This window comes from Micromonospora sp. NPDC048905 (assembly GCF_040649655.1).
GTDB lineage: Bacteria > Actinomycetota > Actinomycetes > Mycobacteriales > Micromonosporaceae > Micromonospora.
The window spans coordinates 520,622-543,376 of record NZ_JBEZFV010000004.1; the positions used below are offsets into that span (position 1 = coordinate 520,622).

20 protein-coding genes are annotated in these 22,755 nt (G+C 68.7%); 7 read left to right on the plus strand and 13 right to left on the minus strand.

Translation table 11 applies throughout. From position 1 onward, the window contains the following. Positions 1-249 precede the first annotated feature (249 nt). Positions 250-1,224 carry an AEC family transporter gene (locus AB0C01_RS13800; RefSeq protein ID WP_357571263.1) on the plus strand — a complete coding sequence of 325 codons (975 nt, stop codon included), beginning with the start codon at positions 250-252 and terminating at the stop codon, positions 1,222-1,224. A 64-nt stretch (positions 1,225-1,288) separates the two neighbouring features. Here the strand turns inward: AB0C01_RS13800 and AB0C01_RS13805 are convergent, their stop codons facing one another. Both AB0C01_RS13805 and AB0C01_RS13810 read right to left on the minus strand, forming a co-directional pair. Next, the gene (locus tag AB0C01_RS13805) at positions 1,289-1,888 is read right to left on the minus strand and encodes a GrpB family protein (protein ID WP_357252237.1); all 600 of its coding nucleotides are present in this window, start codon (positions 1,886-1,888) and stop codon (positions 1,289-1,291) included. Between the two features lie 54 nt (positions 1,889-1,942). Continuing rightward, a complete protein-coding gene (locus tag AB0C01_RS13810) occupies positions 1,943-2,551 on the minus strand; it encodes a TetR family transcriptional regulator C-terminal domain-containing protein (protein WP_357252240.1) in 609 nt (202 codons plus the stop codon). A gap of 70 nt (positions 2,552-2,621) precedes the next feature. Between AB0C01_RS13810 and AB0C01_RS13815 the strand changes: the two genes are divergently transcribed. Further along, positions 2,622-3,608 (plus strand): hypothetical protein, encoded by a 987-nt coding sequence (locus AB0C01_RS13815; protein ID WP_357571264.1) that lies wholly within the window; start codon positions 2,622-2,624, stop codon positions 3,606-3,608. 65 nt (positions 3,609-3,673) lie between these two features. Here the strand turns inward: AB0C01_RS13815 and AB0C01_RS13820 are convergent, their stop codons facing one another. Both AB0C01_RS13820 and AB0C01_RS13825 read right to left on the minus strand, forming a co-directional pair. Next, positions 3,674-4,198 carry a hypothetical protein gene (locus AB0C01_RS13820; protein WP_357252245.1) on the minus strand — a complete coding sequence of 175 codons (525 nt, stop codon included), beginning with the start codon at positions 4,196-4,198 and terminating at the stop codon, positions 3,674-3,676. A gap of 106 nt (positions 4,199-4,304) precedes the next feature. After that, positions 4,305-4,904, minus strand: a complete 600-nt coding sequence (locus AB0C01_RS13825) for a TetR/AcrR family transcriptional regulator (protein ID WP_357252248.1) — start codon at positions 4,902-4,904, stop codon at positions 4,305-4,307. A gap of 93 nt (positions 4,905-4,997) precedes the next feature. On the opposite strand from AB0C01_RS13825, the gene AB0C01_RS13830 reads away from it, so the two are divergent. Next, positions 4,998-6,443 (plus strand): DHA2 family efflux MFS transporter permease subunit, encoded by a 1,446-nt coding sequence (locus tag AB0C01_RS13830; RefSeq protein WP_357571265.1) that lies wholly within the window; start codon positions 4,998-5,000, stop codon positions 6,441-6,443. Between the two features lie 94 nt (positions 6,444-6,537). On the opposite strand, the gene AB0C01_RS13835 is transcribed toward AB0C01_RS13830, so the two are convergent. The 8 genes from AB0C01_RS13835 to AB0C01_RS13870 form a co-directional block, all read right to left on the minus strand. Further along, a complete protein-coding gene (locus tag AB0C01_RS13835; protein WP_357571266.1) occupies positions 6,538-7,785 on the minus strand; it encodes a hypothetical protein in 1,248 nt (415 codons plus the stop codon). 236 nt (positions 7,786-8,021) lie between these two features. Continuing rightward, positions 8,022-8,315 (minus strand): MMPL family transporter, encoded by a 294-nt coding sequence (locus AB0C01_RS13840; protein WP_357252257.1) that lies wholly within the window; start codon positions 8,313-8,315, stop codon positions 8,022-8,024. Next, positions 8,270-8,662, minus strand: coding sequence for an MMPL family transporter (locus AB0C01_RS13845; RefSeq protein WP_357571267.1), 393 nt, complete (start codon positions 8,660-8,662; stop codon positions 8,270-8,272). The genes AB0C01_RS13840 and AB0C01_RS13845 overlap by 46 nt, the downstream gene beginning before the upstream one ends. A 243-nt stretch (positions 8,663-8,905) precedes the next feature. Then, positions 8,906-9,427: a hypothetical protein gene (locus tag AB0C01_RS13850; protein ID WP_357571268.1), complete on the minus strand. Its 522-nt coding sequence runs from the start codon at positions 9,425-9,427 to the stop codon at positions 8,906-8,908. Then, the gene (locus tag AB0C01_RS13855; RefSeq protein ID WP_357571269.1) at positions 9,414-9,851 is read right to left on the minus strand and encodes a MarR family winged helix-turn-helix transcriptional regulator; all 438 of its coding nucleotides are present in this window, start codon (positions 9,849-9,851) and stop codon (positions 9,414-9,416) included. Before AB0C01_RS13855 ends, AB0C01_RS13850 begins: the two co-directional genes overlap by 14 nt. A gap of 41 nt (positions 9,852-9,892) precedes the next feature. Next, positions 9,893-12,094: a heavy metal translocating P-type ATPase gene (locus AB0C01_RS13860; RefSeq protein ID WP_357571270.1), complete on the minus strand. Its 2,202-nt coding sequence runs from the start codon at positions 12,092-12,094 to the stop codon at positions 9,893-9,895. Between the two features lie 213 nt (positions 12,095-12,307). Continuing rightward, positions 12,308-12,595: a hypothetical protein gene (locus AB0C01_RS13865; protein WP_357252275.1), complete on the minus strand. Its 288-nt coding sequence runs from the start codon at positions 12,593-12,595 to the stop codon at positions 12,308-12,310. Positions 12,596-12,857: 262 nt separating this feature from the next. After that, positions 12,858-13,754, minus strand: coding sequence for a LysR substrate-binding domain-containing protein (locus AB0C01_RS13870; protein WP_357252278.1), 897 nt, complete (start codon positions 13,752-13,754; stop codon positions 12,858-12,860). A gap of 70 nt (positions 13,755-13,824) precedes the next feature. On the opposite strand from AB0C01_RS13870, the gene AB0C01_RS13875 reads away from it, so the two are divergent. The 3 genes from AB0C01_RS13875 (at position 13,825) to AB0C01_RS13885 (ending at position 18,583) form a co-directional block, all read left to right on the plus strand. Next, a complete protein-coding gene (locus AB0C01_RS13875; protein WP_357571271.1) occupies positions 13,825-14,712 on the plus strand; it encodes a dihydrodipicolinate synthase family protein in 888 nt (295 codons plus the stop codon). 116 nt (positions 14,713-14,828) lie between these two features. Then, positions 14,829-15,371: a hypothetical protein gene (locus AB0C01_RS13880; RefSeq protein ID WP_357571272.1), complete on the plus strand. Its 543-nt coding sequence runs from the start codon at positions 14,829-14,831 to the stop codon at positions 15,369-15,371. A 233-nt stretch (positions 15,372-15,604) separates the two neighbouring features. Further along, positions 15,605-18,583 carry an immunoglobulin-like domain-containing protein gene (locus AB0C01_RS13885; RefSeq protein ID WP_357571273.1) on the plus strand — a complete coding sequence of 993 codons (2,979 nt, stop codon included), beginning with the start codon at positions 15,605-15,607 and terminating at the stop codon, positions 18,581-18,583. Between the two features lie 65 nt (positions 18,584-18,648). On the opposite strand, the gene AB0C01_RS13890 is transcribed toward AB0C01_RS13885, so the two are convergent. Further along, complete coding sequence (locus AB0C01_RS13890; protein ID WP_357571274.1) at positions 18,649-20,325, minus strand: family 43 glycosylhydrolase; 1,677 nt, start codon at positions 20,323-20,325, stop codon at positions 18,649-18,651. A gap of 588 nt (positions 20,326-20,913) precedes the next feature. On the opposite strand from AB0C01_RS13890, the gene AB0C01_RS13895 reads away from it, so the two are divergent. After that, positions 20,914-22,413, plus strand: a complete 1,500-nt coding sequence (locus tag AB0C01_RS13895; RefSeq protein ID WP_357571275.1) for a protein kinase — start codon at positions 20,914-20,916, stop codon at positions 22,411-22,413. The last annotated feature ends 342 nt before the right edge of the window (positions 22,414-22,755 follow it).

Here is a 22,755-nt window from a genome sequence, read left to right on the forward strand (position 1 = left end):
GTGCCGCCTCCGCGTACATCGCTGAGGCGGCACGGTCGCCCCCGGCGTCCCAGCCCACCCGGAGCCTCGGCCACGGCTGGTGTTCACCGGGGAGCGGCACGACTACGACGAGGGCGTGGTTGTCGTCATGGCCGACCCCGAGGACCACGAGTTCCGCCTGGTTCAGTACCACCGCTGACAGTGGACGCGTTTTCGCTCGGTCCGGACGGGATGCGAGGCTGAACGCGTGGTCTCCGGATCGGCGTACACGTGGTCAACCCCGCTGCCCGGCTCGCCCGCCCGCCCGCCGGTGACGCCCGGATGAGCCTGGTGTCGGCGTTCGTACCGATCTGGATCCTCACCGCGGTCGGCTACGCGGCCTGTCGTTGGGGCCTGCTGGGCGAGGCGGCGGCGTCGGTGCTCGGCCGGTTCGTGTTCCATCTTGCGATGCCGTCCGCCCTGTTCCTGGCCCTGTCCCGAATGCCGCTGTCCGGGTTCGCCGGCCGCCCGCTGCTCGCCTTCGGGGTGAGCACGGCCGCGGTCGTCGGGTTCGGGTGGGTCGGCGCGAGCTGGCTGTTCGGTCGCCGGCCCGGCGAACGGCCGATCTGGGGCATGGCCGCCGGGTACGTGAACTCGGCGAACCTCGGCATCCCGATCGCCACGCAGGTGCTCGGCAACGTGTCGTTCCTGGCGGAGGTGGTGCTGCTACAGGTGCTGGTGGTGGCGCCCGTGATCCTGGTCGCCCTGGACCGGCACAGCGACCCGACCGGGCGGATACGGGTCGGACGTATCGCCTCCCTGCCGGTCCGCAACCCGGTGATCCTGGCGTCGCTGCTCGGTGTCGCGTGCTCGGCGACCGGCCTGCATCTGCCCTCGACGGTCGGCGCGTCACTCACCCTGCTGTCGGGTGCCGCGGTCCCGGCCGCCCTGGTCGCGCTCGGCGCGTCGATGCACCGCACGGCGCCGTCGCGGGCCGAGCCGGGCGAGCTGGGCGAGCTGGCCGTGATCACCGCGCTGAAGCTCGTCGCACAGCCGGTCATCGCGTACGCGGCCGGGCTGGCCCTGCACCTGTCGGCGCCGCAGTTGCTCGCCGTGGTGGTGTGCGCGGGCCTGCCGACCGCGCAGAACACGTTCATCTTCAGCCAGGAGTACGGCGTCGGCGAGGCGGTGGCCAACCGGGCGGTGGTGGTGACCACGACGCTGTCGCTGGCCACCCTGGCCGCGGCCGCCGCGCTACTCGGGTAGGTCCGTCAGCTACTCGCCGGCAATCCTGGTGAGTCACGCCGACCATGGCGCTGGCGGCCAGTCCTCAACGGTCGACGCCGCCCGGGGACCAACCGGTGGCGGCAGCCCATTCCTCCGCGACGGTCACGACGAGGTCGACCACCGGATCTTTGACGTCCGTGTAGACGTCCAGGTCCCCGACGGCGGCGGCCAGAGCGCCCTTGAACCGTGCGTACGCTGGCACTGCTGCCGGGTGCGCCCGGAACCAGTCCCGGAACAGCAGGGCGAGCCGCTCATTCGGTGAGCCTACGAGCCGACAGTGCAGGTTGACATCCCGCTCACCGGCGCTTTGCTTGTTCCAGTACCGCTTGGCCCACCTGTGTGGCGGATCGTCCCGACCGGCCGGTACGTGGTCTCGCTCGTATGGCCGTCGGCAGAATCCGAGGGCGGCCAGTGGTTCATCGAACGCGGCTACGGCGGCGTCGAGGTCAGCGACGCTGACCTGCAGGTCGATCACCGGCTTGGCCGCCATGCCGGGGATCGAGGTGCTGCCGATGTGATCCACCCGCCGCGCCACCGGTGCCAACACGGTCCGCAACTCGTGGACGAGCGCGGCTCCCTGTTGCGGCCAAGCTGGGTCGGGCGCGGCGATGAACATGGAGGCGTAAGAATCTGGGACGACCACGGGTGGCACGGTAGCGCAGCGGTCGGGGTCGAGCCGCTGCCCCCGTACGGCCGATCAGCGTTCAGCCGCGGCGGCTGGCGCGATCTGGTCGAGGTGTGCGCCGACGGTGGCACTGGCGGTTGCGTTCGAGGTCCGGCCGGGGCGCAGGAGGGCGTGCAGGATCACTCCGTCGACGAGGGCGTAGAGGCGTTCTGCCTCGACCTTCTGATCGAGCCCGGGGCGGAGTGCACCGGCGTCGGCCAGGCGCCGGATCATGGTGGTGAAGGCGTCGGTGAGGCGACTGTCGATCTCCTTGCGAAGGCCGGCCATTGTCGGTTCCACGACGGCGCGTGCCGTGAACGCGAGCCACACCTCGCACTCGCCACGCCGCGTCCGGTCCAGCGGCAGCATCTCGTCGATCATCGACCGGACCACCGCACGCTGGTCGCCCGTGGTGTCCACGGCTCGGATCCGCTCCTCGATCCGTTCTCCCACCAGCCGTAGGGCGAATCCGAGGAGTTCGGACTGGGTGGCGAAGTAGTGGCGCAACGAGCCCATGGACAGCCCGGCCTCGCGTGCCACATTTCGCACCGATGCCTGCTCCAGCCCGTCCCGCATCACGATTCGCCAGACCGCTTCGGCGAGCTCGGTCCGTCGGGTCTGCGCATCCACCAGCTTCGGCACCACTTTTTATAACACACTCGTGTTACCGTCTTGCTGCTAACACAACTGTGCTAGATAAGCGGGGGCTTCTGTGTCACATCGAGAGCGAGCCTGGCTCACGGCAGCGGTGGTCGGCTGGATCACACTCAACGGCGCGGTACTGCTCCTCGCGCCCGGCGACGCCCCCTTCGACTGGCCGGCTCAGCACGACCCGCCATCCGGGTCCGGCCAGGTGATCGCCGCTCAGGCCACCCTCGTCGAGTTGGTACTGCTCGCCGCCATCGCTTACGCGCTCACCCGAGGCCGAACCGCACCCGTGATCGCCGAGCGCGCACCGATGCTCCCGACCGCTCGCCGCGAAACAGGACTCGTCCTGACGTACGCCGTCCTCGCCCAACTCGGTGGCCTGCTCATCGGCCGAGGGCTCGGCTGGCACCCGATCGGCTTCCACCTGCCCGGTACGCTCGTCGGTGCCACCGATCCGGTCGGTCCCGCCGAGGCGATCGGGTGGGCCACGTACAACGTTGTGGTCTACGCGCTGGTGCCACTCCTGTGGTTCCGGCGGCGGTACACCGCCCACCAGATGTGTCTGCGCTCGGCGGATCGGCGTGGCGATGCCATCCTCATCCTCGCCGTGCTGGTCGTCGAATCGCTCGCGCAATGGGTGGTGCTCGGCCACGCGTTCGCCGGCCTGGCGCCGGGTCAGCTCGCCGTCGGAGTGCCACTGACCTTCCTGCTGTACTTCGCTGGCACGGTGCTGCCCACGGTCATCTTCGTGCAGGGCATCCTCGTCCCCCGCTACGCCCGTCTGACCGGCTCCACCACCGCGACCCTCGTTCTCGGCGGCCTGACGTACGCGGCCCTGCACGTGTTCGAGGGCTGGGGCAGGTTCGGGTCACCGCGCGAGGCCACGCTGACGATCCTGTTCGTACTCCTCATCTACACGCTGCCCGGCGCGTTCAAGACCTGGCTCACGGTACGGACCGGCAACGCCTGGGTGCACGCGTGGGCGTACCACGCCTTCGCGCCACACACGATGCACGACACCGGGCTGATAGTTCGGATCTTCCGCCTCTGACACGTACGGCTCTGCCACCGACCCGCTGCTGATGCCGGCCGACTGCATCTCGGCGCTTGTCACTGTTACGCGTTTTCGTGCTGGGGCGACGGCTCTGTTGCCGCGGCGTCGTTCAGGCCGAGCTCGGCGGGATAGCTGCCGAAGTGCTTCAGGTTGAACTTGCGGACCGCCGTGGCCCACGGATTGTGCGTGGCCAGGTGAACCAGGTGCTCGAAGTGGGACAGGTACGTCTCGCCGCGCTGGGCACGCTCGGCGAGGATGTAGGGCTCCAGGACACGCCAGGCCTGCCGGGAGCGGTAGCTGACCGTACCCACCAGGAGCCTCGGATCGACCGCCGCAAAAGCGAGCATCTGGCCCAGGCCGTTGTAGTAGAGGGACAGCCGGACCACATGGTGGCGTGCCTCGGCCGGCAGGTCACTGACACTGACACCGGGTGGCGGGTGGCGGAGGGTCAGCTCCTTGAGGACGAAGTCCTCAGCGTGGAGAAACTCGTCGCTGGATCGGTCTCGGGTCAGCAGTTCGATCGCGACGAGGGTCTGGTTGGCGGTCTGCGCCGAGCGCAGCTGGCGTACCGCGAATACGACGGTCACGACAACCGCGACCGCAGAGCCGCACGCCGCGACGACATCCGCCAGATCAGATATCACAGATCCCGAGGTTAGTAGATCGAGGCGAACGTCAATGGCTGCACCGCCATCACCGGCAGGCTCGCGTCGCCGCCTCCCCGTCGGGTGCGGATTCGCCGTCCGGATCGGGCTTGTAGATGGTGTCGGCGATCTCCGACATCCACGGTTCCGGCGCGACCGCGTCCGGCCCGATGACGCGGATCGACGCCATCACGGTGAGCAGCATCCCGGTGGCCAGGAACTCGCGAGTCTCCTCCGCGGTCGCCCCGGTCAGGTCTCGGACCAGCTGATAGATCCGGCCGAAGCGGACGCGTACGGCAGAGCCGATCGTCGGGTCGGAGCTGGCCGCGTACCCGTGCAGCAGGACGGCGAGCAGGTCATGCTCGGTCAGTAGCTCGTCGTAGGCGGTGGCCAAGGTCGGCAGGTCCTTCTGTCGTTCGGCCGCTCGATGGAACGCCTGCTCGATCCGGCCGGCGGCGTGTTCGACAGTGGCGATGAACAGGCGCTGCTTGGAGCCGAACAACCGGATCACGTACGGCTGCGAGACACCGGCCAGCCGCGCCACGTCATCGGTGCTGGTGCCGGCGTAACCGGCGGTGGCGAACGCCTTGACCGCCGCGGCCACCAGTTGTTCGCCGCGCTCGCTGGCGGTCAGCCGGGTCCTGGTCATCGGTACTCCTTCGAAGGGATGTTGACATGTTATCAGTCGATAGCTACTTTAACAGGAGCCTAGTTATCATTCGATAACAACAAGGAGCCCCTGATGCCCTGTGCAAACACCGTCACCGAGAGCGCCGCCGTGCTTCCTCCCGGCCCACCCGACCGGCCCGACGGCCCACCCCTGGCCGCCGTGCTCGCCGCCGTCGGCGTGCCGATGTTCATGGTCACCTTGGACAATCTCGTCGTGACGACGGCACTGCCGGTGATCAGGACGGAACTCGGCGCCTCCCTGACCGACCTGCAGTGGTTCGTCAACGCGTACACGCTTCCCTTCGCCGCGCTGCTGCTCACCGCCGCCGCGCTCGGCGACCGGATCGGCCGTCGCCGGCTCTTCCTCGCCGGCATCGGCCTGTTCACGCTGGCCTCCGCCGCCTGCGCCCTGGCCACCGAACCGTGGATGCTCACCGCCGCCCGGGCAGTCCAGGGAGCGGCCGGAGCGGCCGTGATGCCGCTGTCGCTCACCCTGCTCGCCGCGGCCGTCCCCGAGCGGCGTCGCAACGCCGCCATCGGAATCTGGGGCGGAATCAGCGGTCTCGGTATCGCTGTCGGCCCGCTGGTGGGCGGAGCGGTGGTCGAAGGGCTCGACTGGACGTGGATCTTCTGGCTCAACGTACCGATCGGACTGCTCGCCATCGGACTGGCCGCGACCACCCTGCGCGAATCACGTCGCCCGTCGTCCCGGCTGGACCCGGCCGGCCTGGCCCTCTCCACCGTCGGCGTGCTGGCCCTGGTCTGGGGAGTGGTGCACGGCGAGGAGCACGGGTGGATGTCGACCGGGGTGGTGGCGGCGCTGGTCGGAGGCGCCGCGCTGATCTGCGGCTTCCTCTGGTGGGAGCGGCGAACCTCGGCCCCGATGCTGCCGCTGCGGCTCTTCCGCTCCCGCACCTTCAGCCTCGTCACCGCAGTGGCGTTCACGTTCTCGGTCGGCGTCTTCGGCTCGGTGTTCCTGCTCGCCCAGTTCTTCCAGGTGGTGCAGAAACTGAGTCCCCTGGAGGCAGGGATACGCACGATGCCGTGGACCATGGCGCCGATGGTGGTTGCCCCGCTGGCCGGGCTCCTGGTGGGCAAGCTCGGCGTCCGCAACCTGATCATCGCCGGCCAGAGCACCCTCGCCATCGCGCTCGGCTGGCTCGCCCTGGTCGTTGCGGCCGACGTCGCCTACGGCGTGCTCGCCGCACCACTGGCGCTGGCCGGCATCGGGATGGGACTGACCTTCGCCCCGATCAGCACCGCGACCATGGCCAGTGTGCCGGAAGACGCCCGGGGCGCCGCCTCCGGCACCAACAACTCCGTCCGCGAACTCGGCGTAGCCGTCGGAGTCGCCGCGCTCGCCTCGGTCTTCGCCGCCAACGGCGGGTACGCCACCGGCACGACCTTCGTGGACGGCCTGACGCCGGCGGTCGCGACGGGCGCGGCCGTGGTCGCCCTCGGTGCCCTACTCGCCCTGGGGCTACCCCGAACCACCACCCCGGCGACAACAGAACACTGAACGGAGACCGCTGATGGACGACGCTGCGATCAACGTGCATGAGCGCCCCGGTGGGCCGTCCGGATTCCGACGGCCCACCGGGGGGTACGACGGGTCAGAGGCGGCCGGCCGGTTCCGGGCGCGCGTCTGGCTTGATCAACGCCGGGAGCTTGCGCTCGAATCGGTTGAAGAGATTCATCGACGGCAGGATGGGCTTGATGCCCGTGGCCTGCTGGGCGACCTGGGCGCCCCAGACCGAGGCCCGCAGGCGCTGGTTCGGGGTGCCGTGGTGACCGGGGTCGTCGAAGTAGCAGTCGCCGACCTCGTAGAACGTCTGTTGCGCCTGGTGGATCTGGACGCCGTTGAAGTTGAGCCCGCGCGGGTGGGTGACGAAGTAGGTGCCGAAGCCGTCGGCCATCAGTTCGGTACGGCGGGTCGCCTCGGCGCCGGTCAGCGGGCTGTCGAACAGGCCCTGTTCGAATTGAACGTGGTGGGCCATCTCGTGGGCGAGGATCGCGCGCGTGCCGGCTGTTCCCAGGCCGAGTGCGCCGATCGCGGTGAGCATGCCCTCGCCGAAGACGACCTTGTCCGGGACGTCCCGCAGCAGCGGGTCGGCCTCACCCTCGGCGGTGAAGGCGTAGGCGTTCAGGGTGAAGATCGGGTTGCGTCCTCCGTCGAGCGCGGGGACGGAGCCGATGATGGCCATGATCTCGGCGGCGGCGGCTGCCGCCTGCTCCTCGTCCAGTCCCCAGATGAAGGCGACCATCCGAGCTACCCGCGCGGGATCCTGCAGCATGTCGTTCTGCATGGCCATGAGCTTGACGTCGAACAGGTTGACGTCCCAGAACTGCTGTGCGTCCTTGAAGGTCCGCTTCAACGTGCTCTTGTGGCTGGCGGGCAGGCCGTAGTCCGCCTCGTTGTTGGGCTGGCCGTAGATGAGCGCGTCGTAGGCCGCGTAATCCAGGACGCCGAAGATGAGCAGGACCAGCAGGGTGTCCAGGTCGACGCCCTCGAGCAGGCCCTGTGTGTACGTGGTGAACTGGGTGTCCTGGCACTGGTAGAGCGACGGGTCGATCGCGCCCTCGACCAACTGCTGCGCGACGGACGGTCGCAGGCCCAGCCTCTCCCGCTTGTCGGCGAGCATGGCTTGCCAGTTGTCCGGTAGCAGCGCGGCGATGGCGGCGATGCGTGCCTGGGTCTCCGGGTCCGCGGCGGCGCGGGCGGTCGCGAAGTCGAACCGCGGCGGGGCGACGATGCCCCCGCCTGCGCTGGCGCTCGCGGGGGGCGCCGCGTGGACGGGCCCCGGGGTCAGTCCCAGGCCGAGGACGGTTGCCGCCAGCAGTGCGGGTATCCGTCGCCTCATGCACACTCCTCGTTGTCCGGCGAGCCTCAGGTGTTGAGGCCACGATCAACTATCGGTAGCGGCATTGAAACACATGGGTGTGCGGTTGCACACCCTCCGAGATCAGATCGCCCGGCGGGGCTGCCGAAGGCGACCGGGGCGGCCGAGGCGGCGACCTCGCCCACGGCGTGAGCGACGGTATCGGGGAAACGCGGTGGACGGGACGTTTCGCCCCGCCCACCGCGTGAGGCGATTGCTCAGTGCGCTGAGGTGGCCGCTGACTCCGAAGGGCTGGCCCCGGCCGGCGTTGCCGACGGGTCGGAGCGGGCGGCGTCGCCGTGCCCGGGCCACCAGGCGGCGTGGCCGCGGAGCGCGGTGATGCCGGGGACGAGGAGCAGGGACATGATGAACGCGGACAGCACGATTCCCACCGAGACCGCGAAGCCCATCTCGGTCAGGAACGACACCCCGGCGAACAGCATCGAGGTGAACGTGCCGGCGAGGATCAGACCGGCCGCGGCCACCGACGGTCCAGCGTGGTGGATCGCCAACGAGGCGGCGGTGCGGGGATCGTTGCCGGCTCGAACAGATAGAGGATGATCGGCAGGGAGAAGGACACTCCGGCCCGGTCGCCGATGCCCTGGAAGGCAAGGACGGTCGCCCCGAGCGTCGCCACGAAGCCGAGGCCGACTGCGATCATGAGGTAGACCGGGGCGACGATGCTGCGCAGGAGTAGCCCCAGGATCACGGCGATCAGCACCCCGGCCACCGGGAAGATCACCCACAGGTCGCGGTTGTTCGCGTCGCGGATGTCGGCGAAGACGGAGCTGACACCGCCGACCAGCGCGGTTGTTCCGGCGGGGGGCCTGGTCGTGGGCCACCTGCCGGAGGTCGTCACCGGCCAGGTCGAGGGCCGAAGTCGAGTACGGGCTGGTGTTCAGCAGCAGGTTGATCTGAGCGATCGCGCCGTCGGAGCTGACGGTGGCAGGGCTGCCGTCGGGACCGGGCATCGTCGACGCAGACGTCCGGAGCACTTACATCGCCAACGTCCACGTCACGAGGCGCATCGACGTGGACGCTTTCGAGCGCGTGGTCAGCGCGGCGTCTCGCTGACCGACAACCTCATCCAAGTAGACGGTGTTCAGCGGGTGGCGTGCTCACCATGGTCGCCAACTTGGGCGTCGAACCAGTGGTGCAGAGCGTTGCGGAGCTCGGTGTCACTGGTGGTGTAGGTGACGCGTCCCCCGCCGGGGGTGGTTTCGTAGTCGATGGTGATGCGTCCGTCGTGTGCACGGAGCGCTTGCAGGCCGGGCATCTCGTCGCCGTGGATCGCCGCCGGGTCGGTGAAGTCGCCGCGGCGGAAGCGGGAGGTCTCCTCGTGCAGGTGCTGCTGGATGAGGGCGACCTGACTGGCGTCCTGCGGGTCGTCGGCGGTCACGGTCTGGACGCCGCCACTACCGCTCTTGGTGAATTGGTGCGTGGTGCGTTCCAGGTCGAACGGCATGACTGATGCGCCCCGCTCGGCCACCTCGGCCTGCCGGCTGGACGTCACCGGTGTCGGCGTCGAGTCGTCGGCGCATCCGCTGCTCAGGGTGATGGCCGTGGCGGTGGCAGCGACCATGAGCAGCGTCCGGGTTCGAGAGTGGCGGTCAGGACGGTTCATCGGCGGCCTCCGCGAGGGTCTGCAGCGCGCGCACCACGGCGGCGTGTTGGTCGTCGGGTACGCGAGCGAGCAGAGCGGTGAGCCGGTGCCGGCGGGCGTCGGCCTGCCGAGCAGCAGCGGTGATTCCGGCCTCGGTGAGCAGCAGCACGACGCCGCGGCCGTCACTGTCGGCCGTCTCGCGGCGCACCCAACCCCGGTTGACCAGGTTGGTGACCAGGCGGCTGACTGTGCTTTTCTCCAGCCGCAGCCGGCGGGCCAGTTCCGTCTGACGGATGCCTGTCTCGCGGGCGATCTCCACCATGGCGTGCGCCTCGGAGACCGGCAGTGGCTGTCCGCATGGCGTTCGGTCGGGCTGATGGAGGCCGAAGTTGCGGATGAACCGCAACAGGGCGTCCTGCGCCGCATCTACCTCCTCACCCTGCATGGTTCGACGGTACAACCAAGTCGTTCGATGACACAACCACTTCAGCGATTGGATAGGGGACGCCCTCCGCGGTCCAGACCCGAATCGTCCGGGTGGCGTAACTGCACGCGGCGCAGGAGTTGGGCGTTGAGCGCGACCACGATCGTGGAGGCGGACATCAGCACCGCGGCGACCGCGGGACTCAGGCTCACACCGGCCCAGGCCAGAGCACCGGCGGCCAAGGGAAGGGCAACGACGTTGTAGCCGGCGGCCCAGGCCAGATTCTGGATCATCTTGCGGTACGAGGCGCGCGAGAGCCGGATGACTCCGGTGACCCCGCGCGGGTCGGAGGAGGCGAGCACGACACCTGCGGATTCGATCGCGACGTCGGTGCCGGCGCCGATGGCGATGCCGACGTCGGCGCGGGCGAGCGCAGGAGCGTCGTTCACGCCGTCACCGACCATCGCCACCCGCAGCCCCCGGCGTTGCAGCTCACCGACCGCCTCGTCCTTGTCGGCGGGCAGCACCTCGGCGAACACCTCGTCCTCACCGGGCCGGAACCCCAGGTCGGCAGCGACCGCCTCGGCCACCGGCCGCCCATCCCCGGTAATCATGACGATCTTGCGGATGCCCTGTTGGCGGAGGTCGGCGATGGCTTGGCGCGCCTCGGGGCGGATCTGGTCTTCCAGGGCGAGGGCGCCGATGACGGTTGCCCGTTCGCCATTGAGGCGCAGCAGGTGCAGGATCGCCGCTCCTCGTCGGGACCACTCGGCCCGGTGCTCATCGAGGTCAGCGGGTGCCGTGGCGTCGAGTTCGCGCAGCAGGGCGGGTCCCCCGACGGCGTAACCGACGCCGTCGACGTCGGCGCGTACCCCGCGACCGGTCAGCGACCGGAAATTGGTCGCGGTGCGTCGGGCGCCCTGTTGGGCGGCGGCGGTGACGATGGCCCGCGCGAGGGGGTGTTCACTGTCGGCCTCCACCGCCGCCGCGACGGCCAGCACGTCCGTCTCGCTGACGCCGCCAGTGGCGGCGACACCGGCGACGACGTGCGCGCCGCGGGTCAGGGTGCCGGTCTTGTCGAACAACACCGTGTCGATGGTGCGCATCCGTTCCAGGGCGAGGCGGTCCTTGACCAGGATGCCGCCCTTCGCCGCCACGGCGGTCGACAGGGCGACCACCAGCGGTATGGCCAGCCCCAGCGCGTGCGGGCAGGCGATCACCAACACCGTGACGGTACGCACGACGGCCTCGTCGAGGTTCCCGACCAGTGTCCAGATCAGCAGCGTCGCAGCGGCGGTGACGGTGGCGATGTAGAACAGCCAGGCCGCGAACCGGTCAGCGAGGACCTGCGCCCGGCCGCTGGACTGCTGGGCCTGCGCGACCAGGCGTTGGATGCCGGCCAGGGCGGTGTCCTCGCCGACGGCCTCGACGCGCACCCGGACGGCCGCGTCGGTGGCGACCGTGCCCGCCACCACCCGGTCGCCGCGTTCGCGGCCAACCGGCCGGGACTCACCGGTGATCATCGACTCGTCCAACTCCGCGCGACCGTCAGTGATGCGCCCGTCGGCCGGCACCCGCCCACCGGGGCGCACCAGGACAACGTCGCCGACGTCCAGGTCGCCGACCCGCACCCGTTCGGGCTGCCCGTCACCGCCGAGGCGTTCGGCGTCGTCGGGCAGCAGCGCGGCCAGGGCCGACAGGGCGCCCTGGGCCTGACCGATGGCCTTCATCTCCTGCCAGTGCCCGAGCAGCATGATCGTGACCAGCGCCGCCAGCTCCCACCAGAAGTCCAGATCGAACACGCCCAGCGCGGTCGCCCCCGAGGCCACGTAGGCGACGGTGATGGCCATTGCGATCAGCAGCATCATTCCCGGCGCCCGGTCACGGACCTCCCGCACCGCGCCCTGCAGGAACGGCCACCCGCCGTAGACGAACACCACGGTGCCCAGCCCCGGTCCCACCCAGTCGACGCCCGGCAAGTCCAGCCGGTAGCCGAACCAGTCCATCACCATGTGACTGGTGACCACGATCGGCACCGTCAGGACCAGGCTCAGCCAGAACTTGCGGCGGAACAGCTCGGGGTCGTGCCCGGCGTGCTTGTCATGCCCACCATGTCCGGCAGTACCGGCATGGTCGCCGTGGGCGCCGGGCTGAACAAGCTGCCCGCCCAGACCCTCTCGGCCGATTTGGTCATCACCCTGACCCCCGTGTCGTTCCACGGCCTCACCCGGGGTCCGCATCTGGTGGTGCTCATCGTGCGACATCCCGCATCGCCTCCTCACCCTCAAAATACCCCCGGGGGGTATGTCCGTCCAGGTGTGTCGATGTTCCGCACGTCACCCACCTGAACCCAACATTTGTCGGCGACGCGGGACGGGAGACCGCAGTTGGTCACTTCGCCACCAAAGGAGCACCGGCCGGCATCGCGTCGACACGGAAGCTGCCGCGACGGCGCGGCACGCCTCCGGTTCTCGCCCTCAGGGGCCGAGCCCGGCTACGGTGAGGAGCACCGATGACGCAGAGTCAACAGGGCCGCCCTGAGATCGTCGTCGGACTGGTGGCGACGCCGCCGGGCCCAAGAGCAGCGCGTAGTACAGCGCCCCAACGAGCAGCACCGCCGCCGCCGGGCGGCGGCAGGCATGCCGCAGCGGCTCCAGCAACCACCGGTATCGGCCACGGGCCACCCGACGGACCAGCACGCCAGAGGTCAGGTCCACGACCACCGCCGCCACCAACGCGGCTACCACGATCAACGCGGTACGCATCAGAGGCCGTTCACCGTAACCCCGATGCCAGATTCCCCCGGCTCACTGCCCAGTCCACGTGCCCAGCGTGCCACCCCGTCCAGTGGCAGGCGGCCAACATCGGCGAACAACCCCCGACCACAGCTGCGTCAGCCGCCCGACGGCCGCTCTCCGGTTGTCACCTTGACCGCAAGGCTCACTCCGGGGCCGCTGGAAGTCGACCGTGGACATCCGGCCGTAGAACGCGAGCCCCAGCCCATCCTCAGCGGTGACGATCCGCCGATTAAGCAGGCTCACCTGCGCCGAACAGTCCAGCGGAGGCGTGTAACGCGGCGACGACGGCCGCTACTGCCGGCATCTCGGCCGCGCCGCGGCGGTACCCGATCCGGGTGCGACGTCGAGTCGGTGCGGCGATCAGCCGTACTCCCGTCTCCGGCGCGAGCACCGCTAGTTCAGGTACCAGTGCGACCCCCTGCCCGGCCCGGACCAGGGCAAGCACAGCAGCGAAGTCGTCGATGTGGTGCCGTGCACGAGGCGTGAAGCCGGCGCCCCGGCACACCCGCAGAGCCACGTCGTGGCACAGCGTGCCCGGGCTGGCCAGGATCCACGAGGTGTCGTGGGCATCGGCGAGCGTGGTGACCCGCGCATCCGCCGCGACGGCGAGGTAGACGGCCTCGTGCAGCAGTGGCACCGATTCCAGCGACGGGTCCGTGCCGGCCGGCACGATGTCGTAGTCCTGCAGCAGGCCCACGTCGAGCCGGCGGTCACGGAGGGCGCCAGGCACCGCGACCGGGTCGAGTTCGCTGACCGACAGCTCCAGCCCTGGATGGTCGCGGCCGAGCGAGACCAGCGCCGCCGGCAGCACCGTGCGTACGGCGGAGGGATGGGCACCGATGCGGATCTGCCCGGCGGGTTCGGAGCGTACGGCGGCGACCGCGGCGCCGGCCTCCTCCAGCGCTGCGAGCACCGTCGCGGCATGACGCACGAGCACCCGGCCAGCGGCGGTGAACTCCACCCGGCGGCCGCTGCGCCTCAGCAGCGCGACACCCGCTTCGCGTTCCAGGACGGCCAACTGCTGGGACACCGCCGATGGTGTGTACGCGTGGACGGCGGCGACGGCGGCGATCGTGCCCAGCCGATCCAGGTCACTGAGAAGCCGCAACCGGCGTCCATCGAGCATCAGCTCACCTTACGCATCAGCCAAGGAATCGGAACTGGATCTTACGGGTGCCGTCGACCAGGCTGCATTCATGACGTTGAACGGCGTACACGTTCCCCTGATCACTCCCTTCGACGAGGCCGGGGCGGTGGACCTGGGCGTACTGGAAGAACTCGCGTACGAGGTGCTGTCCGCCGGCGCTGCCGGTCTGGTGGCCCTGGGCACCACCGCCGAAGCCATCACCTTGAACGCGAACGAACGTCACCAGGTGCTGGAGGTGTTGACCGGGGTGTGCGGGAGGCGAGCCGTCCCGCTACTGGTCGGTGCCAACACCGCCGAGGAACTGCAGGCGCTGGCCGCCCGCCGATCGGTGGTCGCCGCGCTGTGTCTGGTGCCGTCATTCGTGCGCCCCGGGGAGGACGGCGTCGTGGCACACTTCGACGCCCTCGCGGCGGCCAGCCCGGTGCCGCTCGTGGTCTACCACGTACCGCACCGCACCGGACAAGATTTGTCGACAGGTGCGGTACGGCGGTTGGCGGCGATCGACGCGGTGATCGGCATCAAGTACGCGCCAGGCGCCATCGACGGTGACGCGGTCGATCTGCTCACCGACCCACCCCAGGGGTTCAGTGTCCTGGCCGGCACGGACGAATTGCTGGCGCCGATGCTGGCACTCGGCGCACACGGTGCCATCCTCGCCTCGGCACACGTGGCCACCGCACAGTTCCTCGCGCTGGTCGCAGCCTTCCAGGCAGGGCAGGCGGATCAGGCACGGCCACTGGGACACCAGCTCAGGCGACTGTCCGCCGCCCTGTTCGCCGAGCCCAACCCCGCCGTGATCAAGGGAGTACTGCACGCGCAAGGCCGTATCCCGACCCCGGGAGTACGGCTGCCGCTGCTGCCAGCGGCCGCAGCCAGCATCGACACGGCGGTCCGACACCTGGGTGTCACGACTACGGGTCGGTACGCCATAGCCTGATTAGCGCGTGACGCCCAGGCAGTCCGCCCTGCTGACGGCTTCCGCTCATCGACACGAGCGGACGCCGGGTGCAGTGCAACACGGTGTTCGCGGTGCGGACCGGGTATTTTCCCGGCGTGACCGAGTACGCCGCTCTGCTGCACGCCTACGGCCCCGCCGTGGACACCCCAGGCCATCTGGCGGCGCTCGCTGGGGACGACCCGACGGCCCGCGCGACGGCGCTCAAGCATCTGTGGTCGGCGATCATTCATCAGGGAACGCCGTGGACCGCGACCCCGCCGGTCGCCCTGCACGTGGCCGCACTGCTCGCCGACCCGCGGGTGACCGATCCCGGCCTGCGTGCCGAATTGCTCAACTTCCTGGCCGCAGTGGCCGAGGCGGGCAGCAGCACGGACAGGGACCTGCCCGAGCCAGACTTCGACGTGGACGCCGCTCTGGCCCAGGCGCTTGCCGATGGCGACGAGGAGGGGATCTGGGAGGACGGGCGGCTGCAGGGTGCCCTGTACGTCCGGGCGGTGCTCGGCTGCCGGCAGATCGTGCCGGCGTTGCTGGCCACGGCCACCGCGGCGTTTTCCGATCCGTCCCCGCGGGTCCAGGCGGCGGCCGCGCGCACGATCGGTGCCTGCGGTGGGGTGGCGCCGCTCGCCCGGAGGAGCTGACCCGAGCGGCCGGGCCGGACGAGCGGGCGGCCCTGGCCCTCGGCGTCGCGCCTCGCCGCCATCCGCAGAGTCCTCACCCGGCGGGACGCGCCTGTGCGGGCCGACGGACGGACACGATTCTCGCGGGACCCGCTGAGGCGGCGACGCACTGCGTTGACCTGGCAGCACGCCGTAGTTAGCGTCAACAGTTCCGTCCACCTTAGAGAGATCCCACCCCGACCAAGGAGGATCAGTTGAGACTGCGACAGCGAAGGCCACGTCTCGGGCTGAGTCGCAAGGGTAGAGGTGTCGCGGTCCTGGCACTGGGTGCGCTTCTGTCGGTCTCGTTCGCGGCGACGCCCTCGCACGCCGCCGAGGAGCATCTCGACGAGGGTCTGGTACACCACTTCGCCCTCGACGAGACCAGTGGGACGACGTTGGTCAACTCGGGTAGCGCGGGCGCGGCGGCGAACGCCACGCTCGTGAATCCCGAGAAGGCGGCCCTGACCGGTGAAGGAGTCAGGTTCAACCCCGACTCCTACGAGGGCGCCCTCGACGGCGCATACGTGGCACTGCCGAACGACATCACCGCCGGCATGTCCAACCTCACCGTCGACTATGACGTGTGGGTCGACCCGGCAAACGTCGGCGAGCACCAGATGTGGGGTTTCGGCCGCAAGTCCGGCTCGTGCGACGTCGACACCGGCGCCGAGGGCTCCATCTTCGCGTCGAACACCCAGCGGTTCCGCGTCGCGGTGGGTCCGGCGAACCTCCAACAGAACCGGGTCCGCATGCTCGAGGGAGCGTGGACCCATGTCACCTACACCCAGTCACTGAACTCGAACGGAACGAGCTGGACCGGCCGGCTCTACCTCGATGGCGTGCTGCACGCGACGTCGACCGACCTGACCACGGCGCCGTCGGTGAACGCGGCGGGGACCAACTGCAACTTCCTGGGTCGCTCGCAGACGTCGGGCCACTACTCGTTCCGCGGAACGATCCGGGACTTCCGCGTGTACGACCGGGCGGTGCGTCTGGACGAGACACTCCTGCTGGCAGAGAAGACCGTCTCCGATGGGGTTCGCGCCGACGCCGCAGCCATCGACCTCGGCCTGACCAGTGCGGTCGTACGCGATGTCGTTCTGCCCAAGGTGGGCTCCGTGGCGGGCTCGACCATCACCTGGACCAGTTCGGACCCTTCGGTCGTCGAGGTCAACAGCCCGCCAGCCCTCGCCAGCGCACGCAAGGTTGCGGTGACCGGCAGGATCACCCGGCCCGCGCAGGGGCAGCCCGACGCGACAGCCACGCTCACGGCGACTGTCCGCAAGGGCGGCCAGGAGGTCACCACCCGGGAGATCCCCGTCGTGGTGAAGGCCGAGTTCGACGACGCGCAGGCGGTCGACCGGGACGCCTTCGACCTGACCCTGGCCGACACCGACGACGTACGCGGAAACCTCGACCTCGCCGCCAAGGGCGAGTTCGGATCCACGATCACCTGGAAATCGACCACCGGCCTCGTCACCCCGACGGGTGCGGTCAGCCGCCCGGCCTTCGGCCATGAGGATGTTGCCGCCACCCTGACGGCGACCATCACCAAGGGTTCGGCCTCGGAGAAGAAGTCGTTCCCGGTGACCATCACCGCCATGCCGCGAACCGAAGAGTACGAGCGGTACTTCATGGGGTACTTCAAGGGCGAGGGTATTGCCGACGGCGAGCAGATCATGTTCGCCACGTCCAACGGAAACACCGCCCTGGACTGGACAGGTCTGACCGGAGGTCGGCCGTCGCTGATCTCTCAACTGGGCGACCAGGGGCTACGTGACCCGCACATCGTCCGCTCACCCGACGGCGACACGTTCTACATGATCGCCACCGACCTGAACTGGTACGACCAGGGTGGATACGCCATCAACGACACCCAGTACATCGAGGTGTTCGAGTCGCACGATCTGGTGAACTGGACCCCTCAGCGGCACGTGAAGGTCGCGCCGGACAACGCGGGCAACGCCTTCGCACCAGAGTCGCTGTGGGTCGAGGAGATCGGCGCCTACGTCGTGTTCTGGGCGCAGTCGCTGTGGAGCGACCCGGTGAACCGCACCGGTCAGGGCAACGCGCAGATGTGGTACGCCACGACGCGGGACTTCCAGACGTTCTCCGCTCCCCAGGTCTGGCAGGATCCGGCCCCGCTGTCGCGGATCGACACGACCGCCATCCGGGTCGGTGACCACTACTACCGGGTGACCAAGAACGAGGCTGGCAACCAGGGCTCGGACATCTTCTCGGAGAAGCACACCGACTTCCTGGACAGCAACATCGACAACTGGACGTTGGTCGCGCCGGCTCTGGGACGCACGACGTGGGCCGCCAACCAGGGGTACGAGGGACCGGTCGTCTTCAAGGCGAACCCCGGTGACACCTCCTGCCCCGGCCAGTTCTACCTCTGGGGTGACCGGTACACGAACGGTGGGGGTTACCAGGCCGCGTGCCACGAGGACATCGAGGCTCCGACCTGGAACGCCAAGGCGATCACCATGACCAACGCGGGTGTCGTCCGTCCGCGTCACGGCACCGTGATCCCGCTGACCGTCCGCGAGTGGAACGATATCCGCGGAATCCCGAACAGCGACGTCACGACCACCACCGAGGTGGCAGTCGAGCCGTACGCGAGTGGCGCCCAGACGACCACGGCCACCGTGACGGTCACCGCAGCTGACGGATTCGAGACCGGCGGTCAGGTGCGGCTCAGCATCGGCTCGTGGTCGAAGCTCGCCCACCTGCATGGCGGCGCAGCCACGGTCACGCTGCCGACAGGTCTCCCGGCGGGTGCCCGGACGGTCAAGGCCGAGTACCTCGGCTTCGACTACCTGAAGGCGTCGGTGGGTACGGCATCGTTCGAGGTGCCCTCGGGCACGGCCGCCGTCAAGGTCCAGGCGAAGGCCAAGCCGGCGTCGGTTGTCCGCGGGGGCACGTTCAGATTGAACGTGACCGTTGGGCCGGCGGGCGGGCGCAGGCACCACGCTCCGACCCCGACCGGCGAGGTCACCGTCACCTTCGGCGGCACCGTGCACGTCGTGCCACTGGCGGATGGTAGGGCCGTCGTCGAACTGCCCACCGCCAAACTGCAGCCCGGGGCCTACCGGGTCCACGTTGCCTACTCCGGCAACCCGACCTACCGGCCCCACGCCGCCAATCACCAGACGTTGACGGTGCGGAAGCCACACCGGCACCCGTAGCACAGGGAGGAGCGGGCGAGATCCGTTGATCTCGCCCGCTCCTCCTGCACGGCCCAGCATTCGGACTATCGAGTGAGCATGCCCTTCTCGACGGCCAGGTTGTAGTTCTCCCCGAAGACGTTGAGTTCGTGGACGCCGACCTTGACGTTCTCGGTCGTACCCAGGACCTTCAGCCGGACTGCGTTCGTCAGCACCCGGTCGAAGGTGACGTAGTCAGCCGTGTACGCGGTGGAGTTCGTGCTTCTGTCGACCAGAGGCCGCCACGTGTTGGTGGGGATATCCTTGTACTCCAGCGTGTACCGCACCGCGTTGTCCTTGGTAAACGTGCGTCCGAGCTCCTTCCACTGGATCTGCGCGGCAGAGATGTGGAAGACGGTCCCGAAGCCCCTGATGTACGTGGGCGCGGCATCGCCGTCAGCCGGCTCCCACCACGTGGATAGGGAGCGGTCGCTTCCGTAGTACGGGTTGCGCCCGGGCGCATAGCTGCTCGCCCAGTACGCCTGGCTGTTGGTGGCCACATTGTAGAGTCCGGTGTCGTCCCTGCCCGAGATCTTCTTCCCCGGGGCCAGTTGCGGCGTGTTCGACAGCTCGCAATCGATCGCTCCCCGTTTCGGACCCGTGGGATTCACGTTGCAGATGTCCATCCCCAGTCGCCGCTCGAAGAACTCCTCGTACGCGATGACATAGGTGTAGAAGAACACCAGGTTGCCGGACTTGTCGAGTACGAAGCTGCCGTGCCCAGCGTTCGGATATACCGCACTCGGATGGTTGTTTCCGTAGCCGATCGGGTTCTGCTGGGTGACCTTGTACCCGGACAGTGGCTTCTTTGACGTCATCACACCGGTCGCGTACGTGGTGAACTCCGTGCCACCGGATGCGACCGAGAGGTAGTACGTGTCCCTCACCTTGAACAACTGCGAACCCTCCACGTACCCGTGCGTGTAGGTCGCCTTGTTGTCACCGATGTGCTGCCACTCCTGGCGCGGGTCAAAGGTCCAGAGCACGACCGGGTCGCTGATGAGCTGACGAGGATTGTTCGGGTCGAGTTCGACGCCCATGATCGGCGAGCCGATGTTGTACGTCAGGTACAGCCGACCGTCCGTGTCCGGGAAGAACTGCACGTCGCCAACGCTCAGGGTCTGGCCGCTCGGGCGCAGGAAACTCCCCATGCTGGTCCACGGCCCGGTGGGTGAGTCCGCTTGATAGACCGGCGTGTTGTTGCCGGCCATGTAGAACTTGTCGCCAAGCTGCACGACGGTTGGTGCGACCAGGCCCAGGTTCATCTGATGGGGCGTCCACGTAAGGTAGTCGGTGGTGGACCAGACGGTGCGGTTGTTGTTCGGTGCGTTCTGCATGGCACCAGATGCGTAGAGATAGATGGTCCCGTCGACGTTCAGCGCGGACCAGTCCGCCCCGGTCCGTGCGGAGTTCTCGGAAATCCTGGTGAACCCGGCGGTGGATCGGCTCGCGAGAGTCCGCCCGGACGCTGCCGTCCACGTCTCCAGGTTCAAGCTGGCCGGGATCTGCGAAGTGTCTGCGACATTCTCGTCCGTAGGCGGCATCGTTCCCACGATGTTGCGCACGGCCATCCCGGGCAAATTGATCGGGTTCACGTAGGTCTGAGCCATGTCGACGCCGGCCAGTGGCACCTTGGCGGACGGGGTTTGCGGTCCGACGCCGGGTGCCGCCGGCGGCACGGGTTTCTCCGCCGACGCCGGCACGATCGGCGTCAGTTGACCCACGCCCATTCCTACCGCAAGAGCAAGGCCAATAGCCGCCAACCCTCGACGTCGATTGCCGGCAGTCCTCTCGATAACCATTAGGTACCACCTTCCGTCTGGGCGTATTTAGCGCTAACAACGGGCGGTCCGATTTGCGAATAGCCGGCCTGACGTGGCTAATTGCTGGATGTGAGGCATCGCTCGACCGTGATCACGAAGGGTGGGAGAAGCTTTCCGACCAGTTGGGCTTCCAGCGCACACGCCCATCGATTCGGTCTCGTCCGGCGCGGATCAGCGGCCGGCGGCTGTTAGCGCTAACAACGTTTCGGTGATGTTAACGGTGCTATTTGGAGCGTGTCAAGTGCATCAATGCGCCGCGACTATGCTGATCATGGTGTCGGCTGTTGGTTGGTGCAGCCGGCGTGGTTGACGGATTCACCCGGAAGCGAGCGGCCACGGAGTCGGATCGCGTTGCTCCGGGAGGGCGGCACCTCCCGGCGCCCGGCGACATTCCTCAACGGATGGACCAAGCTTAGATCGTGACGGTTGGTGACCAGCGTCGGAGCGGGTCGCCATGCCACGACGAGTCCGCTCTGGCAAGCTGTCCCAGTGATCGCCGGTGATCTGTTGGACGACAGGTATCAGGTCGAGGGCCGTCTCGGCGCTGGTGGCATGTCAGTCGTCTGGCGGGCGTGGGATCGGGTCCTCGAACGCGCGGTGGCCGTCAAGGTTCTGGCCGGCGCGCAAGCTGCCGCCCACGGCGCACGACAACGCATCCATGCCGAGGCCAGGGCCGCAGCGGGCCTCTGGCACCCCCACGTGACGAGCGTGTACGACTTCGGCGAACACACCGATGCTGCCGGGCGTCAAGTGTCGTACGTGGTGATGGAACTGTTGCCCGGCCAGACCCTGTCTCAGCGACTTGCCGCCGGTCCCCTGCCGCCGGCCGCCGCGATGCGGACGTGCGCGCAGGTCGCCGAGGCGCTAGCCGCCGCGCATGACCGTAATCTGGTGCACCGGGACATCAAACCGTCCAACGTGATGCTGACGCCGGCCGGTGTGAAGGTGGTCGATTTCGGTCTGGCCGCCACCGTCGGTCGACCGGAGCTGGAGGCGGACGGGAAGCTGTTGGGCACCGCGGCCTACCTCGCGCCCGAACGACTCACCGGTGGCACCGTCCTGCCGGCCTCCGACGTGTACGCGCTCGGACTGTTGCTGTACCGAACGCTTACCAACGAGCTGCCCTGGTCAGCGGAGACCCCCACGCAGATGTTGGATGCGCACGTGTACGTCGATCCGGCACCACTGCCGGACATCGAGGGAGTGTCCCCCGAGGTTCATCGTCTCCTCGACCGTTGCCTCGCCAGGGATCCCGCTGATCGGCCGGACGCCAGGGAGGTGGCGACGGCCCTGCACGGTCTGAGCGACGACGCCGAGCGACACGTGGCACGATCAGCGCAGCAGGTACCCGTCCCGCTCGTACCGCTCGCGGCCACCGCCAGTTCCTCCACCGGCCGGCGTCGCCGCCTCCTCGGCTCGTTGTCGATCCCCGTTCTGCTGGTGACGGCAGGGACCATCTGGTTCTTCCTCCCCCAGTTTTCGGCTATCGATGGCAGGTCGGACAGGGCCTCCCCTCGACACGGTGTCACCCCGCCGGGCGCCGCCGATGCGCCTGCCACCGAGGCACCCACTCCCCGGCCGACGTCCGCGGAGCCCGCACCAACTTCACGACCAAGCCGAACGTTCAGCGCTCCGGCTGGGCCGGCTGCACCTGTCTTCGGAGCCGGCTCGTCGGCCAGTCCCGGCCCTACCGCGCCACCGAGCGGTGAGCAGATGACGGCGACGGCCACTGCCGCGCCGGCACCGGCGGCCGCGAAGCCAGGCAAACCCGTTCGGGCACTCGGTGGCGTGGTGACTGTGCTCTGCACCGGCGGCCAGGCTCGCGTTGCGAACGTCGCTCCCGCCGCCGGCTACCGCGTCACCGATTACGAATCGGGTCCGGCCAGGGAGATCCGCGTGGTGCTGCTGTCCACCGACAACAAGAGCGAGATCAAGGCGCGGTGCGACGCCGGTACGCCGTCGCCGAAGATCAAGGAGAGCCGCCAGTGAACGCACCCGATGGCGGGCCGACCGCAGCCGGTGCGTCGGCGGTAGTGCCGACGAGTCTTTCATCCTACCTTTGCTGCGGCTTTTGCCAGAATTGATGGAATTTCGAGCTTAGGCACAACATAGATGAGTTGAAATCCTTGACTCAGTGCCAGTGTTGCCGGTTAATCACATCTACATGTCGGCTGTGTTCACCCGCCCGGGTGGTCAACGACATCGGTCGGTCGTCGAATCGATTCGGTCACGGCCGGCACGCACGCCTTGACTCGAAGCCATGCCCATCTTCTTGCCGAATCGATTCGAACATGGAGAACCGTTGTCCGTAGCCCAGAACCGACGGGCTGC

Bases quoted from the DNA above. Each gene is read 5' to 3' on its own strand.
- AB0C01_RS13865 (WP_357252275.1), bottom strand. From the start codon at position 12,595: ATGCGTACCGCGTTGATCGTGGTAGCCGCGTTGGTGGCGGCGGTGGTC.
- AB0C01_RS13860 (WP_357571270.1), bottom strand. From the start codon at position 12,094: ATGTCGCACGATGAGCACCACCAGATGCGGACCCCGGGTGAGGCCGTG.
- AB0C01_RS13835 (WP_357571266.1), bottom strand. From the start codon at position 7,785: ATGAGGCGACGGATACCCGCACTGCTGGCGGCAACCGTCCTCGGCCTG.
- AB0C01_RS13825 (WP_357252248.1), bottom strand. From the start codon at position 4,904: ATGACCAGGACCCGGCTGACCGCCAGCGAGCGCGGCGAACAACTGGTG.
- AB0C01_RS13855 (WP_357571269.1), bottom strand. From the start codon at position 9,851: ATGCAGGGTGAGGAGGTAGATGCGGCGCAGGACGCCCTGTTGCGGTTC.
- AB0C01_RS13850 (WP_357571268.1), bottom strand. From the start codon at position 9,427: ATGAACCGTCCTGACCGCCACTCTCGAACCCGGACGCTGCTCATGGTC.
- AB0C01_RS13875 (WP_357571271.1), top strand. From the start codon at position 13,825: ATGACGTTGAACGGCGTACACGTTCCCCTGATCACTCCCTTCGACGAG.
- AB0C01_RS13870 (WP_357252278.1), bottom strand. From the start codon at position 13,754: ATGCTCGATGGACGCCGGTTGCGGCTTCTCAGTGACCTGGATCGGCTG.
- AB0C01_RS13830 (WP_357571265.1), top strand. From the start codon at position 4,998: ATGCCCTGTGCAAACACCGTCACCGAGAGCGCCGCCGTGCTTCCTCCC.